Origin of the sequence: Bradyrhizobium sp. (assembly GCF_030693485.1) — a bacterium.
GTDB lineage: Bacteria > Pseudomonadota > Alphaproteobacteria > Rhizobiales > Xanthobacteraceae > Bradyrhizobium.
Window position 1 is genome coordinate 1 of sequence record NZ_JAUYAN010000054.1, and the last position, 12,303, is coordinate 12,303.

The following is a 12,303-nucleotide window of genomic DNA, read 5'->3' on the forward strand; positions in this document are numbered from 1 at the left end:
CCGTCGAAGATTTCGCCGGAATTGCCGTCGGCGCCCTGCGTGCCCGTCAGCGTGCCGCCCGCGCTCGAAAGGGTCAGCGTCGCCTTGCGCTCGCCCATCGGGGTAGTCATGACGATATTCCAGTTTCCGTCGACGGCCATCTTCAGCTCTCCTCACGCATTGTATCGCAAAACCGGAATGGTTCTGGGACAGGATAGGCACGGGCGGCGGTATAGCGCATCTGGCGGCGCATGCCCAATCGTCGAAATGCGACGATCAGGCGCGGGCGGCGGCGCGGATCCGGTTGCCGACGAGGATCCGAAACGCCGCATATTGCACGCCGAAGGCGACGACCTTGGCTCCGATCAGCACCACCGACACGTAGAACGCCCAAAGCTTCAGATCGCCGGTCGCGGCGACCGCGATGGTGCCTGCGCCGAGCACAAACATCAGCGCCGCCCAGGCGTAACCCGCGATCGTGACGTACTCCGGAACGGTCTCGGTCACGATCGGCGGCATATAGCGCAGCATCCAGCCACGCTTCAGCATGATCGCGCCGATCGCGAAATGCCCGATCGCGGGTTTTGCCAATACGAAGCGCGGATCGTGCGTCAGCAGCGTGGCGCCGCCGAGCACGATGACGAGGCCGAGGCTCGCCCAGGTCATGTAGCCGAGCTGCTGTCCCTTGTAGCGGGCATAGGCCACCTGTCCGACCGCGCCCGCGATCGCCACCGACGTCGCCAGCATGACGTTGCCGGTGATCAGATAGATGGCCAGGAATACGATGGTGGAGAAGAAGTCCTGCGCCAGTCTGCCGAATATGTCTTTCATCGTCGTGCTCTTTCTGGATCAGTCGGTTTCTTGCACAATATTCAGGAGCCGGACAGCGCCCCGGCAGAGCGGGCCGGCGTGAACTTTGCCTTGTGATAGTCCGGATACCGTTTGGTGAAATAGACGGCGGTGCTGCGGGCGGCAAAGGCGATCGCGATCCCGGCCCACAGCGGCAGGCTGGGCAGGTAGATCATCAGGATGTTGCCGCTCATCATCAGCACCATGCAGGCGGCCCAGGCCCAGGTGATGATGTAGTTCGCCTTGAGGAAGCCGGGCAGCATGGCGGTTTTGGCGTCGACCACCTCGCGGGCATATTGCAGCGTGAAGGGCTGGCCAATCGCCAGCGAAACCAGCGCGATCGCTAGCACGCCGATGTCGATCGTCAGCTTGATCGCCGAGGCGCTCAAGCTGGCATCGACCAGCGTGAGGTACGAGCCGAGGCCGAGAAACATCGCCACGGAGCCGGCGCCAAGCATCTTGAGCTGACGGCCGCGGAAGCGGTCATGGGCGATGACGGCGAGGCCGGTGATGGCGGCAGCGAACAGCGCGATGTCCGGCGAGGTCAGCAGCATCAACAGCGCGAAAACGCCGAAGGGGAGCAGGACCAGAAAAATCATCATGACGGACCTCGTCGGGTTTATCTTTACAATGGAAAGATAAATACGGGCGGCGGGCGGGGTGGTCAAGCGAAATCTTTACACTGTCAAAATAATGTGAGTATGATGTAGATAATGATGATTTTTTAATGGCTTGGATCAAATCAGGGTGGGCAGGAAGCGCCACAGCAGCAGCACGGCGGCGGCGAGCAGGACCAGCAAGGTGAGTAAAATGCCGCCGACCCGGCAGATTTGAAACTGCAGGGTTCGCGGCCCCACATACATGCCGAGCGGATGCAGCAGCCGTGCGACCAGCAGCTCGCCCATCAACAGATGCACCGTCGCGGCCGGCGTGCCGGACATTTCCAGCATCGTGACCATCAACACGATAATGGGGACATATTCGACGAAGTTGCCGTGCGCGCGGATCGCGCTGCGCAGCTTGATGTTGTCGCCGTCGCCGAACAGCACCCTGTGTCCGCGGCGCAGCCGCGAGACCTGCAGGCCGAGCACGAGGTAGAGCAGGGCCAGGATGCCGAGATAGGCTGCTGTGATGGATGGCAGTTGCATGGTGCGTCTCCCCCTGCGGCGTCATTCCCTAGCGTCATTCCGGGGCCATCGCGCAGCGATGAACCCGGAATCTCGAGCGCATAGCTCCCCTGGATTCCGGGTTCGCGCTGGCGCACGCCCCGGAATGACGTGAGTGGATTCTACGCAGCCCCCACCCAGTTGCCATGAAAACCGTCGGGGACGCGATGGCCGAGCTGCACCAGCGCGACCGGGCCGGAATCGACGTCGGTGGCGTTGAAGACCGCGAGATCGCTGCGGTTTTCGCGGGCGCGCCATACCGCGGCGAGCAGCCAGCCGTCGCCTTCCGCCGCATCCTTGCCGCGCTCGACGAATACCGGCTCGGAGATGGTGTCGCCGGCCGGCAGCAGATAGCTGCCGAGCCGCGATCCCTTGCCGTCGACGTGGACGATGCCGGACAGCGCGCCGAACATCGGCAGATCGTGGTTGGCGCAGGCGTACCAGCCATGGGTGCTCTTGAGTCCGCCGCGGCGATCGTCGATGCGCGGGAATTCGCCGGTGATATCGTCGAGATAGGTTTGGGTGAAGCGGTCGGTATTCCCGGCGAGATCGAAGGTCCAGCGGCACAGCCGCGCGCGAGATTTCGCAGGGTCGGTCGGCGAGCCGTCCGGATGCGTGAACAGCGGCGCTTCCTCGAACTGCATGACGTCGGCGATGATCTTGTCGCCTTCCTCCCACGCATTCATGACGTGGAACACGTAGCAGCTTTCGGCGCGGAACCAGACGAGATCCTTGGTAGAGCCGTTGCGTTTCATGACGCCGACATAGGCGCCTTTTTCCGGCTCCCAGGCGTAAGCCGGCTTGCCGCGCATCGCGCGCTCCATGCTGCCGGTAATGGGCAGGATCGGAAACAGCAGATGATTTTCGGTGACGATGAAGTCATGTACCATGCTGGCATAGGGCGCGTCGAAGCGATCGAACCGTGTCACCACGCCCGCGGAATTGACCGGTCAGCGGCCCCGCGGCGTTATAGCCGAAGAACACCATCTCGCCGGTGATCGGGTCCACCTTGGGATGGGCGGTGAAGGGACCGGCGATGCCCTTGCCATAGTCGCAGTAGCCGAGGCGATTGAGCGTGCCGGGCTCGATCTCGGTCGGCAGATGGCCTTCCTCCAGCGCCAGCAGCCGTCCGCCGTGAAAGATGATGTTGGTGTTGGCGACGCCGCTGTCGGTGCAGGAGGTGGCCGGCGCGTCGGGCAGCTTGCGGCCGCCGAAGCCGCCGAACAGCGCGCGGCCGGCATCGTGCTCGGCCTGCCATTTCGGGGTGCGGACCCAGCGGTTGCGGTAGCTGGCGCGGCCGTTTTCGAGATGGAAGGCGTGCAGCATGCCGTCGCCGAGGAACCAGTGCGCGCCCGGCGCCTCGAACTGCGGGTTGGGGCCGTTGCGATAGAGCGTGCCGTTGAGTTCGCGCGGCAGCTCGCCCACGATCTTCAGATGCGGCGCGTCGCATTCCATCGGGATCGGTGCCAGATTGCTCCGGACAGCCTTGGTCTCCACCTGGTCAAGCATCGGTCACTCCTGATTTATCTTTACAGCGTCAAGATATCATTAGAGGCGAGTTCCATATCCGTCAAGCAAAATCTTTACAGTGTCAATATCGAAGCCTATATAACGCTGATGGCAAGTACACCCCGCATGGGCCGGACCGCTGTCCGGCGCGATTCGAAAGCAGCGGCGCCCGCCCGGACCGGCCGCAAACCAGGCGCTCCCCGCAAGGCCAAGGCTGGCAATATCAAGGCCGGTGAAGCTTCACCCTATCACCACGGCGACCTGCACGACGCCTTGCTCAAGGCGGCCGAGATCGTGCTCGAGCGTGACGGCCTTGGCGGCTTGACGCTGCGTGCGGTGGCGCGCGAGGCCGGGGTGTCGCATGCCGCACCCACCCATCATTTCGGCGACCTCACCGGCCTCGTCAGCGAACTCGCCGCGATCGGCTTCCGGCAATTCAATGTTGCGATGGCAGCGGCCGGCGCCATCGATGCCCCGCCGTTGATGAAAGCGATGGCGCGTGCAAAAGCCTATGTCGCCTATGCGCAGGCGCATCCCGGCATTTACGGGCTGATGTTCCGCACGGAGCGGCTCGACATGAAGCGGCCGTCGCTGCATGAGGCCGCCGGCGCCTCGTTCGCCGGCCTGGCCAGTTCGGTCGGCGTCAGCCTTCAGCAGCAGATGTCCGACGAGGCGCTGTCACTGGAACAGGCAGCCGGCATCGCGCGAGCCTGGTCGCTGGTCCACGGCTTCACCACACTATTGCTCGACGGCCGGCTCAACGACATCCTGAGGCGGCTACCCAAGGGCAACAATGCCGAGACCCTGCTGGACGCCATGCTTCGCTCGGCCGTCGTTCGGCCGCCGGGGCCGTGATCAGCGGCGTGCCGCCAGTTCAACCGCGCGGCCGGTTTCGCCGATTACCTTCACGTCGTCCTTGCCGCATTTGAAATTGCGCGCGGTCTCGTCGGCAGCCTTGCGGGCGAGCTCATTGGCGTTGGGATTGGCCTTCACGTCGACATAGGCGACATGGCACACCGCGCCGGGCGGCAGCCGCGTTACCGCCAGCAGCGGCTTTGCGATCGGACGGCCGTCCTTGTCCTCGTCGGCATTGTCGGCGATGTGCCAGCGCTGGATTATCGCAAACGGCTTGCCATCCAGCGCCCGCCACTCGACGGTGTGGGTGGTCGAATTAAACGGACCGAACCAGCCCTGCGCGGCCGGCTCCCGGTCGGCGGCGGCGCGGCTGCGGCCGACCGAGACCGCCTCGCGCAGATCGTCCTCGCTGATGACCACCACCAGCCCGGCCTTGCCCGGGCAAATCCGGATCGTGGAATCGTCGACGCCGTTGCCGGCGCTGGTGACGCGGCAGTCTTTTGGTGCGGTCGAAGTGTAGCTGCTGCTGAAGGTTTGGGCGTTGGCCGGCGAAATCAGACCGAAGCAGGCAGCGAACAGTGCCGCCAGGACTGTTCCGAGCATGATATCGGTGCGGGAGACCAGGCGCAGGCGGTGAATGCGCATCATTGTGCCCGCCATCTCCCAGGGGAACTGCTCATACCGGTTCGACGCGCGCAATCTGGGGAAGGTTCAGCCAAAACGCGCGAAAGGCCTGACATTGGCCCGGAATCGCTCTAGAACAGCGGCTTCGCAATCCCTTCATAGCGTGTCAGTTCAAAGTCATCATGCCTGCCATTCCGTCGAACAAACCTTACCGCGTCGGCCGTTCCCGCACCGGGCTTGGCCTCTTCGCCACCAAGCCGATCAAGAAGGGCGCCAAAATCGTCCGCTATTTTGGTCCGCTGCTGGATTCCAGGAAGGAAAAGGACGACGCGATCGAGAACAAGTATCTGTTCGAACTCACCAACCGCTGGACCATCGACGGTTCGGTGCGCAAGAACATTGCGCGTTACATCAACCATGCCTGCAGGCCGAACGCGGAATCCGACGTCAAGCCGCGCAAGCGCAAGGTGGTGATCCGCGCCATCAAGAACATCGAGCCCGGCGACGAGATCAATTACGATTACGGCACCGACTACTTCAAGGAATACATCAAGCCGATCGGCTGCAAATGCGTCGCCTGCGAGAAGAAGCGCAAGAAGCAGCGCGCCGAGGCGAGGGCCCAGAAGGCCCGCCTGAAGGCCAAGGCCGAACGCAAGGCCTTGAAGCAAGCCGAGAAGCAGGCGGCGAAGGCCGCCAGGAAGAAGCCTAGCAAGCCGGCGCATGCCAATGGCAAGCTCCTGAACGGCCACGCCGCCAAATCCGCGACGGGCCGAATGGCGAAATCGGGAATTTCCGTGAAAGCCCGCGGCAAGCCAGGCGGGGAAAGCCGCGCGTCGGCGTAAGGCCGGCATCGTCGCCAGCAGCCTCCGGATCTACCCGCCGGGCCTATGCAATGATTTCGGAAGCGGTGCATCGCCGAAATTCAGCGTCGATCGTTGAATGATCGCGCCACCTTCATCGACCACCACGCGAAATCGCCGGTGTTCGCTGAAGAAGGTCAGGCGATAACGGCCGCTGTCGTCATCAATGCCGCGTTCGGACTGGCTGGTGATCTTGCCCGCGCGCATCTGCTCGCGCAGCAGCGGCAGCGCGAGGCCCAGTCCCTCGGCAATGACAGATGCATCGATCGCGACTTCCCCGTTTTCGAGTTCAAACGGTTTCATCGGACGCTCATGCTGCACTTGGCGCCGGGCGCTTTGCCCGGGCGGGGTAGGCGCATTCCGCCAGCGTGGTGGTGTCGAGCTCGCGCATGAAGGCTTCACGCGCGGCGGCGAGGCGGGCCTTCAGGCGGCAGCGCGGGGTCAGCACGCAGTTGCCGCCATCGCCGCGAAAGCACTCGACCAGCGCGTGGCGCTCTTCCAGCGCCCGCACCACCTCGCCGAGCGTAATCGCCTGCGGCGGCCGCGCCAGCCTGAAGCCGCCGCCGGCGCCGCGCTGCGTATTGATGAAGCCGGCATCCGCGAGGTCACGCACCACCTTGGCCAGATGGTTGCGCGATATACCGAATTCGGCGGCGATTTCGCTGGTCGCGAACGACCGCGTCGGCTCGCCGGCCAGCCGCATCAGGGCGCGCAGGGCAAAATCGGTAAACAATGTCAGGTTCATGGCATCCTCAAAGCAAATAGGCCTTGCAAAGCGAGCCTACAGGTTTAAATAGGTATTTAGAATACTTATTTAAGGAGAGCCGCCGTGACGGCAGCTGAACGGCGCGACAAGATCACCGCCGAGATCGTCGCCAGGACCGGCATCACCGAGCCGCTGATCGAGCGCCTGGTTCGCGCGTTCTACGCCAGGATCCGCACCGACGCTGTGCTGGCGCCGATCTTCGAAGCGCGCATTCAGGGTTGGGAGCCGCACCTCGCGCGGATGTGTGCCTTCTGGTCGTCGGTCGCGCTGATGTCGGGTCGCTATCACGGCACGCCGATGGCCAAACATATGCCGCTGCCGGTCGATGCCAATCATTTCGACCGCTGGCTCGAGCTTTTCGAGGAGACCGCCCTTGAGGTCTGTCCGCCGGCAGCCGCGGCGCATTTCGTCGAACTGGCGCGGCGGATCGCCGCCAGCCTCGAACTCGGCATCGCCGGCGCCCAAGGCGTCATGCTCGGCAACGGTGAGAGATTCAGGCGCCAGCAAAGTCCAACCGCAGGAGAACCCAGATGAAGCATCAAGCCCCGGTCGCAACCGTCATCACCGACACCAGGCTGGCGCAGGAGCCGGCGAATCCGTTCTCCGGCAGCAGCCTCGTGCCGATGCTGATCAGTGGCATTGTTCTGGTCCTGGTCGGGATGATCGCCGCTGTGATGTTGAGCTGACGGAAAACAGACCGGCCGCCGCAGGCCTTGAGGCTGTGCGGCGGCCGTTTTCCGTTGTCGACAGCTCAGGCCGTCATTGCGCCGCGGCTCTTGCGCAAGCCGATATATTGCAGCTCCGCAAACACGCCGGTGCTGATGGCGTGGACGGCGATGAAGGCATAGCCGAGCAAATTGGGCGGGACTGCGCCGCTGAACATCAGCGCGATGCTGCCGAGCGCCCAGGCCGCGTTGCCGGCAATCACGATGGCCACCAGCGCACGAGGCATCGATGGCCTTGTGCCGAGCCAGCCGAGCAGCGCGGTGTAGGCGATCAGGAACAGGCCGGTTTCGAGCACGAGCACGTGAGGAAGGTTGAGCATCGGCGACAGCACTCCGGCGCCGAATGTCTGCAGCAAGGCCACCGCGCCGGTGACGACGGCATCGGCGAGCAGGGCGCGGCGAAGAAATAGGGACGGCTGGATCATGGTAGTCTCCTTGGCAAGTTCAACGGTTGACGTTTTCGTCTCCTGTGACGGTGAAGATGACCCGGCCGACGAGGCAATTCGATTACGTCGGAGGTAATGGAATGCACAAAACTCGCATGGTAGGTTTTCCACCATGAACGCACACACCGCCACGGCACGAACGGAACGAACCCAGCCCGCCCATGTCGGCGATCACCTGCGCGAATGGCGGCAGCGCCGCCATCTCAGCCAGCTCGATCTCGCCGGCGACGCCGAGATTTCCGCGCGCCATTTGAGTTTCGTGGAAACGGGCCGCGCTACGCCGTCGCGCGAGATGGTCTTGAAGCTGGCGGAACGGCTGGAGGTCCCCTTGCGCGAACGCAACGTGTTGCTGGTGGCGGCGGGATATGCGCCGGCATTTCCGCAGCGTTCGCTCGACGATCCCGCGCTGAAATCGGCGCGGGCGGCGATCGATCTGGTGCTGAAGGCGCATGAGCCCAGTCCGGCGCTGGCGATCGACCGGCACTGGAATCTGGTCTCGGCGAACCGCATGGTGATGCCGCTGCTCGAAGGCATTCCCCCGCGGCTGCTCGGCCAGCCCATCAATGTGCTGCGGCTTGCCTTTCACCCCGAAGGTCTGGCGGCGCGCACCGTCAACCTCGCCGAATGGTGCAGCCACCTGCTGGAGCGGCTGCACCGCCAGTGCGAGGCAACCGCCGATCCCGAGCTATTGAAACTTTATGCCGAGCTGAAGGCCTATCCGATCCCGGCGCGCTCCGGCCCGCTGTCGTCGGACCATGTCGCGATCCCCTTCAAGGTGCGGCTGGGCGGCGAGGTCCTGAGCTTTATCTCCACCACCATGATCTTCGGCACCCCGGTCGACATCACCCTGTCGGAACTGGCGCTGGAGACGTTCTTCCCCGCCGACGAACTGACCGCCGAGCGGATGCGAGCGATGGCGGCTGGCTTGAAGTAGGCACGGGGCGTTTACAGCCTGTGCCGCAGTCCGCATACTCGACGCTAACAGCGGAGTGGATCGATGTGGCAGCGGCCGTTCTTTCACGAGGGAATGCGCGACCTTCAGGATCGCTTCGACGGGCGTCGCGTGGCCGAAGCCATCGAGGGCAAGCGCAAGCACTATGAGTTCTGGGACGACGAGAAGGAGATGATGCAGAACTCGGCGTTCTTCATCATTGCCACTTCCTGGCAGGATTACACCGATTGCAGCATCAAGTCGGGCGATCCGGGCTTTGTCAAAATCGTCGGGCCGAACGTCATCGAATACCCTGAATACGATGGCAATTCGATGTATCGCACCCTGGGGAATATCTCGCGCAACCCCAATGTCGGCCTCCTGTTCGTCCGCTTCGACGGCAAGAGCCGGCGCATCCGCGTCAACGGACGCGCCGCCATTCTGGACGACGCGGAGGCCATCGGCCGGCATTTCGGCGCCAGGCTGGTGGTGCGGATCGAGTGCGAGATCTATCCGAACTGCCCGCGCTATGTGCCGGATCTGGAGGGAGCCAGGCTGTCGTCCTACGTGCCGCGCGAAGGCGGGGGGACACCGCCGCCGCCGGAGTGGAAGCATCGCGACTACATTCGCGACATCCTGCCTGCGGATGATCCTCACGCCTCCATGGTTCGCGCCGATCCGGAGCAGGATCGGTAACCCGGCCGCCATTGAGGCTCCGGATAAGCGGGCGGGCTTGTTTCGCCGGCATTTAGGCCTATTTTGCGGACATCGTTTCACGGAGAACGCGCCCATGAGCACCCTTAAACCGCTGCAGATCGACATTGTCTCCGACGTGGTGTGCCCGTGGTGCTACATCGGCAAGCGCCGGATCGAGAACGCATTGGCGCTGACGCCGGATGTGCCGGTCGAGATCAACTGGCGGCCGTTCTTCCTCAACACCTGGGTGCCGCGCGAGGGCATCAGTCGCGACGAATACCTCACCAAAAAATTCGGCTCGGTCGAGGCCTACAAGGGCATTGCCGGCCGCGTCGTCGCCGCCGCCACTGAAGAGGGCCTCACCTACCGGCCCGAACTGGTCAGGCGCCAGCCCAACACCACCGATTGCCACCGCCTGATCCACTGGGCCGATGCGCAAGGCAAATCCGCCGAGATGAAACAGCGGCTGATGGAATTGTATTTTCGCGACGGCGGCGATCTCACCGACGTCAACGTGCTGGTGCAGGCGGCCGCCGACATCGGGCTCGATGCCGAGGATATCCGCAAGAGCCTTGCCGGCGACGAGGATGTCGCGCTGATTTCGGCGCAGGCCCAGGACGCCGCTGACAAGGGCATCTCGGGCGTGCCGACCTTCGTGTTCGCGCAGAAATACGCGGTGTCCGGCGCGCAGCCGGCCGAACAACTGGCGCGTGCGATCCGGCAGGTGTCGGCAGAGGTCAACGCGCAGGCGGCAGAGTAACGAAGTTAGTTGAATTCACCGGCTGCCCGCGCGACAATTCAGTCTGGAGCTAGTCAATGAAGATCAAGATCGTCGTCCATGACGCTGAGGAGGGAGGGTTTTGGGCCGAAGTCCCCGCCATTCCCGGCTGCGCCACTCAAGGGGACAGCATGGATGAACTCATGAAAAACCTTCATGAGGCGATTGAGGGATGTCTTTCAATTGAAGTTGCTCCACCCGAGGCGGGTGGAACCGAACGGATGCTGGAATTGCCTGCATGAAATCGGTAACCGGCCGCGAGTTTGCTCGTCTGATCGAGCGGCGCGGCTGGACATTGCTTCGTGTGAGCGGCAGCCACCACATCTACGGCAAGAGCGGCAAGCGTTGTGCGGCTATCAGTTCCGATCCACGGCAACAAGCCATTGAAGAAAGGCCTGTTGCGGCATTCAATGAAGCTTGCTGACCTTTCAGATGAAGATCTCTAGCTAGCCCCGCTGGGCGTCTTCCGACTATCTACGCCCCCTTCAGATAATAATTCGCGCGCTTGCCGAGCGCGATCCGGCGCAGCACGCGGCGCATCGCCAGCGAGGCGCGCAGCGGTTTGATCGCGGTCGTGACCGTGCGATAGAACGCCAGCTTCAGCGCGTCGCGTACCGGCTGGCGGCCCGGCGGCAGTTGCGGCAGGCCGATGCCGCGCAGCATCGAATTGAAGAAATGCAGGTCGTTGACGCGGCGGACCTCGCGGGTCTTCCAGGTGATTGCCATCGAGATCGAAAAGCTGCCGGCGGTGCGCACCCAGTGCGGCCACTGATACGGCACGTAGCAGCCGTCGCCCGCGAACAGGTGAAACTCGGTGCCGCGCGGCGCAAAACTGTCGTCGTATTTCAGGTTGCGGTGCTTGGTCATCGAGCGCTCGATCTCGTCGTCGGAGACGATCGAGCGGTCGTTGTTGTCGAAGATCGTGAAGAATTTCTCGCCGTGGATATGGACGAAGAAATTGTCCTCGCTGTCGAGGTGGAACGGCGTGGTCGAATTCGGCGACGACACGAAGATAAAACCTTCGAGCTGTTCAAAGCCGGCGTCGAGCAGGCTGTTGAAGCCGCGCGCCCGCGCTACCGACAGCAGCGTGTCTTCGAGCAGTCGACGGTATTCCGGCGAATTCTCGACGCGCTTCAGCACCATCCAGGCGCCGGCGGTCTCGATGCGTTTTACCACTTCGACCGGATCGAGATCGACCGAAGGAATGGCATCGGGGTCCTGGCTGATCGCGACCTTGCCTGAATTGTACTCGATCAGGTCGCGCGGCAGCTCGGCGGCGAGCTGCGCGATGCGCGTCAGGCTCAGCAGCGGGTGGCCGGCGAGCTTGTGGCGGATCGCGAACGGTTTGAGCGGAAAGTCGCGCTTCAGCGCGTCATTCCCGGCGGTAATCACCGGGGCTGCGGCGGTGACGGTATTCATGACGGTTTCTCCTGACGTTCCCTGATGAAATGGATGGCGCGGCGCAATGGCTCGCGGATCATGCTGCGTAGTTTCAGGGCGCCGTGGACCAGCGGCACCACGGGATCGCGCGGCCGCAATGGAATCAGCACGTCGCCGATGGCGAGCCGCCCGCGCCAGATCGGATTGATCATGGGATGATCGGCGTTGGCGCTGGAATCGACCAGCGCGATATCGGGGTCGGCGCAGAGATGCCGGGTTAGGTCGAGCGTCAGCTGCACGCCGGGCGACAGTCTTGCGAAACGCTCGTCGACCCCGAGCTTGAAGTAGAACGCGCGGTCCTGATGCCGCAGCACGATCGCGGCCGCGACCGGCGTGTCCCCGGCGAACAGCGTGACGACCTCGCATTGGCGAAGCTCGGCGAGGTCGGCGGTGGCGCGGCGGAGAAAGCCGGCATCGCCATCATGCTGCTTCAGCGCGGTGCCGTGCTGCGCCTTCCAGCCGGAGGCTTCCAGCGTCAGGAAGATCTCGACCGCGGATGCGGTCTCTTGCGGGGTGCGCGCCACCTCGAAACGGACTTCGCCGTGTTCGGCCAGCCGATTGCGCTGGCGGCGCAGCTCCTTGAGTTTTTTCGGCCCGAGCGCGTCGCGCAGCAATTCCCCGGCATCGCGCGTGGCATCGAGACAGGCGCGAAGATGGGATTGCAGCAGGCGCGGGCGCA

At 63.6% G+C, this 12,303-nt stretch carries 18 protein-coding genes and 1 pseudogene; 9 read left to right on the top strand and 10 right to left on the bottom strand.

Annotated features, from left to right (window positions below; translation table 11 throughout):
* Positions 1-255: 255 nt before the first annotated feature.
* From Q8N40_RS04375 to Q8N40_RS04390, 4 genes and pseudogenes are all read right to left on the bottom strand, one after another.
* The gene (locus tag Q8N40_RS04375; protein ID WP_305321500.1) at positions 256-810 is read right to left on the bottom strand and encodes an inner membrane-spanning protein YciB; all 555 of its coding nucleotides are present in this window, start codon (positions 808-810) and stop codon (positions 256-258) included.
* A gap of 41 nt (positions 811-851) precedes the next feature.
* A complete protein-coding gene (locus Q8N40_RS04380; protein WP_305321499.1) occupies positions 852-1,430 on the bottom strand; it encodes a hypothetical protein in 579 nt (192 codons plus the stop codon).
* Positions 1,431-1,565: 135 nt separating this feature from the next.
* Positions 1,566-1,976 carry an MAPEG family protein gene (locus tag Q8N40_RS04385; protein WP_305321498.1) on the bottom strand — a complete coding sequence of 137 codons (411 nt, stop codon included), beginning with the start codon at positions 1,974-1,976 and terminating at the stop codon, positions 1,566-1,568.
* A 140-nt stretch (positions 1,977-2,116) separates the two neighbouring features.
* A pseudogene (locus Q8N40_RS04390) lies at positions 2,117-3,503 on the bottom strand (carotenoid oxygenase family protein).
* A 126-nt stretch (positions 3,504-3,629) separates the two neighbouring features.
* Between Q8N40_RS04390 and Q8N40_RS04395 the strand changes: the two are divergent.
* Entirely contained in the window at positions 3,630-4,358 is a 729-nt protein-coding gene (locus Q8N40_RS04395; protein WP_305710946.1) for a TetR/AcrR family transcriptional regulator, read from the top strand.
* Here the strand turns inward: Q8N40_RS04395 and Q8N40_RS04400 are convergent, their stop codons facing one another.
* A complete protein-coding gene (locus Q8N40_RS04400) occupies positions 4,359-5,003 on the bottom strand; it encodes a hypothetical protein (RefSeq protein ID WP_371135613.1) in 645 nt (214 codons plus the stop codon).
* 161 nt (positions 5,004-5,164) lie between these two features.
* Between Q8N40_RS04400 and Q8N40_RS04405 the strand changes: the two genes are divergently transcribed.
* Positions 5,165-5,824 carry an SET domain-containing protein gene (locus Q8N40_RS04405; RefSeq protein ID WP_305710936.1) on the top strand — a complete coding sequence of 220 codons (660 nt, stop codon included), beginning with the start codon at positions 5,165-5,167 and terminating at the stop codon, positions 5,822-5,824.
* A gap of 30 nt (positions 5,825-5,854) precedes the next feature.
* Here Q8N40_RS04405 and Q8N40_RS04410 read toward each other — a convergent pair whose 3' ends face one another.
* Positions 5,855-6,145, bottom strand: coding sequence for a DUF6522 family protein (locus Q8N40_RS04410; protein ID WP_305710937.1), 291 nt, complete (start codon positions 6,143-6,145; stop codon positions 5,855-5,857).
* A 7-nt stretch (positions 6,146-6,152) separates the two neighbouring features.
* On the bottom strand, positions 6,153-6,587 hold the full coding sequence (locus Q8N40_RS04415) for an Rrf2 family transcriptional regulator (RefSeq protein ID WP_305710938.1): 435 nt from the start codon (positions 6,585-6,587) through the stop codon (positions 6,153-6,155).
* An 84-nt stretch (positions 6,588-6,671) separates the two neighbouring features.
* Between Q8N40_RS04415 and Q8N40_RS04420 the strand changes: the two genes are divergently transcribed.
* Both Q8N40_RS04420 and Q8N40_RS04425 read left to right on the top strand, forming a co-directional pair.
* Positions 6,672-7,142 (top strand): group III truncated hemoglobin, encoded by a 471-nt coding sequence (locus Q8N40_RS04420; RefSeq protein WP_305710939.1) that lies wholly within the window; start codon positions 6,672-6,674, stop codon positions 7,140-7,142.
* Complete coding sequence (locus Q8N40_RS04425; RefSeq protein WP_305710940.1) at positions 7,139-7,294, top strand: hypothetical protein; 156 nt, start codon at positions 7,139-7,141, stop codon at positions 7,292-7,294. Before Q8N40_RS04420 ends, Q8N40_RS04425 begins: the two co-directional genes overlap by 4 nt.
* Before the next feature lie 65 nt (positions 7,295-7,359).
* On the opposite strand, the gene Q8N40_RS04430 is transcribed toward Q8N40_RS04425, so the two are convergent.
* Positions 7,360-7,758 (bottom strand): hypothetical protein, encoded by a 399-nt coding sequence (locus tag Q8N40_RS04430; protein WP_305321020.1) that lies wholly within the window; start codon positions 7,756-7,758, stop codon positions 7,360-7,362.
* A 133-nt stretch (positions 7,759-7,891) separates the two neighbouring features.
* Between Q8N40_RS04430 and Q8N40_RS04435 the strand changes: the two genes are divergently transcribed.
* The 5 genes from Q8N40_RS04435 to Q8N40_RS04455 all read left to right on the top strand — a co-directional run bounded on the left by Q8N40_RS04435 (position 7,892) and on the right by Q8N40_RS04455 (position 10,608).
* Positions 7,892-8,713: a helix-turn-helix domain-containing protein gene (locus Q8N40_RS04435; protein WP_305710941.1), complete on the top strand. Its 822-nt coding sequence runs from the start codon at positions 7,892-7,894 to the stop codon at positions 8,711-8,713.
* 63 nt (positions 8,714-8,776) lie between these two features.
* Positions 8,777-9,406 carry a pyridoxamine 5'-phosphate oxidase family protein gene (locus Q8N40_RS04440; RefSeq protein WP_305710942.1) on the top strand — a complete coding sequence of 210 codons (630 nt, stop codon included), beginning with the start codon at positions 8,777-8,779 and terminating at the stop codon, positions 9,404-9,406.
* A gap of 94 nt (positions 9,407-9,500) precedes the next feature.
* Positions 9,501-10,166, top strand: a complete 666-nt coding sequence (locus tag Q8N40_RS04445) for a DsbA family oxidoreductase (RefSeq protein ID WP_305710943.1) — start codon at positions 9,501-9,503, stop codon at positions 10,164-10,166.
* A gap of 56 nt (positions 10,167-10,222) precedes the next feature.
* Entirely contained in the window at positions 10,223-10,426 is a 204-nt protein-coding gene (locus Q8N40_RS04450; RefSeq protein ID WP_305321016.1) for a type II toxin-antitoxin system HicB family antitoxin, read from the top strand.
* Positions 10,423-10,608, top strand: a complete 186-nt coding sequence (locus Q8N40_RS04455; RefSeq protein ID WP_305321015.1) for a type II toxin-antitoxin system HicA family toxin — start codon at positions 10,423-10,425, stop codon at positions 10,606-10,608. Before Q8N40_RS04450 ends, Q8N40_RS04455 begins: the two co-directional genes overlap by 4 nt.
* Before the next feature lie 50 nt (positions 10,609-10,658).
* Here the strand turns inward: Q8N40_RS04455 and Q8N40_RS04460 are convergent, their stop codons facing one another.
* Positions 10,659-11,603 (bottom strand): cupin-like domain-containing protein, encoded by a 945-nt coding sequence (locus Q8N40_RS04460; protein ID WP_305710944.1) that lies wholly within the window; start codon positions 11,601-11,603, stop codon positions 10,659-10,661.
* A partial coding sequence (locus tag Q8N40_RS04465) for a GNAT family N-acetyltransferase (RefSeq protein WP_305710945.1) occupies positions 11,600-12,303 on the bottom strand: 704 nt, incomplete at its 5' end. The genes Q8N40_RS04465 and Q8N40_RS04460, both read right to left, overlap by 4 nt.

What these genes read in the sequence shown, in the direction of transcription:
- Q8N40_RS04375 (WP_305321500.1), bottom strand. Translation starts at nt 810, where the DNA reads ATGAAAGACATATTCGGCAGACTGGCGCAGGACTTCTTCTCCACCATC.
- Q8N40_RS04380 (WP_305321499.1), bottom strand. Translation starts at nt 1,430, where the DNA reads ATGATGATTTTTCTGGTCCTGCTCCCCTTCGGCGTTTTCGCGCTGTTG.
- Q8N40_RS04385 (WP_305321498.1), bottom strand. Translation starts at nt 1,976, where the DNA reads ATGCAACTGCCATCCATCACAGCAGCCTATCTCGGCATCCTGGCCCTG.
- Q8N40_RS04395 (WP_305710946.1), top strand. Translation starts at nt 3,630, where the DNA reads ATGGGCCGGACCGCTGTCCGGCGCGATTCGAAAGCAGCGGCGCCCGCC.
- Q8N40_RS04400 (WP_371135613.1), bottom strand. Translation starts at nt 5,003, where the DNA reads ATGCGCATTCACCGCCTGCGCCTGGTCTCCCGCACCGATATCATGCTC.
- Q8N40_RS04405 (WP_305710936.1), top strand. Translation starts at nt 5,165, where the DNA reads ATGCCTGCCATTCCGTCGAACAAACCTTACCGCGTCGGCCGTTCCCGC.
- Q8N40_RS04410 (WP_305710937.1), bottom strand. Translation starts at nt 6,145, where the DNA reads ATGAAACCGTTTGAACTCGAAAACGGGGAAGTCGCGATCGATGCATCT.
- Q8N40_RS04415 (WP_305710938.1), bottom strand. Translation starts at nt 6,587, where the DNA reads ATGAACCTGACATTGTTTACCGATTTTGCCCTGCGCGCCCTGATGCGG.
- Q8N40_RS04425 (WP_305710940.1), top strand. Translation starts at nt 7,139, where the DNA reads ATGAAGCATCAAGCCCCGGTCGCAACCGTCATCACCGACACCAGGCTG.
- Q8N40_RS04430 (WP_305321020.1), bottom strand. Translation starts at nt 7,758, where the DNA reads ATGATCCAGCCGTCCCTATTTCTTCGCCGCGCCCTGCTCGCCGATGCC.
- Q8N40_RS04435 (WP_305710941.1), top strand. Translation starts at nt 7,892, where the DNA reads ATGAACGCACACACCGCCACGGCACGAACGGAACGAACCCAGCCCGCC.
- Q8N40_RS04440 (WP_305710942.1), top strand. Translation starts at nt 8,777, where the DNA reads ATGTGGCAGCGGCCGTTCTTTCACGAGGGAATGCGCGACCTTCAGGAT.
- Q8N40_RS04445 (WP_305710943.1), top strand. Translation starts at nt 9,501, where the DNA reads ATGAGCACCCTTAAACCGCTGCAGATCGACATTGTCTCCGACGTGGTG.
- Q8N40_RS04450 (WP_305321016.1), top strand. Translation starts at nt 10,223, where the DNA reads ATGAAGATCAAGATCGTCGTCCATGACGCTGAGGAGGGAGGGTTTTGG.
- Q8N40_RS04455 (WP_305321015.1), top strand. Translation starts at nt 10,423, where the DNA reads ATGAAATCGGTAACCGGCCGCGAGTTTGCTCGTCTGATCGAGCGGCGC.
- Q8N40_RS04460 (WP_305710944.1), bottom strand. Translation starts at nt 11,603, where the DNA reads ATGAATACCGTCACCGCCGCAGCCCCGGTGATTACCGCCGGGAATGAC.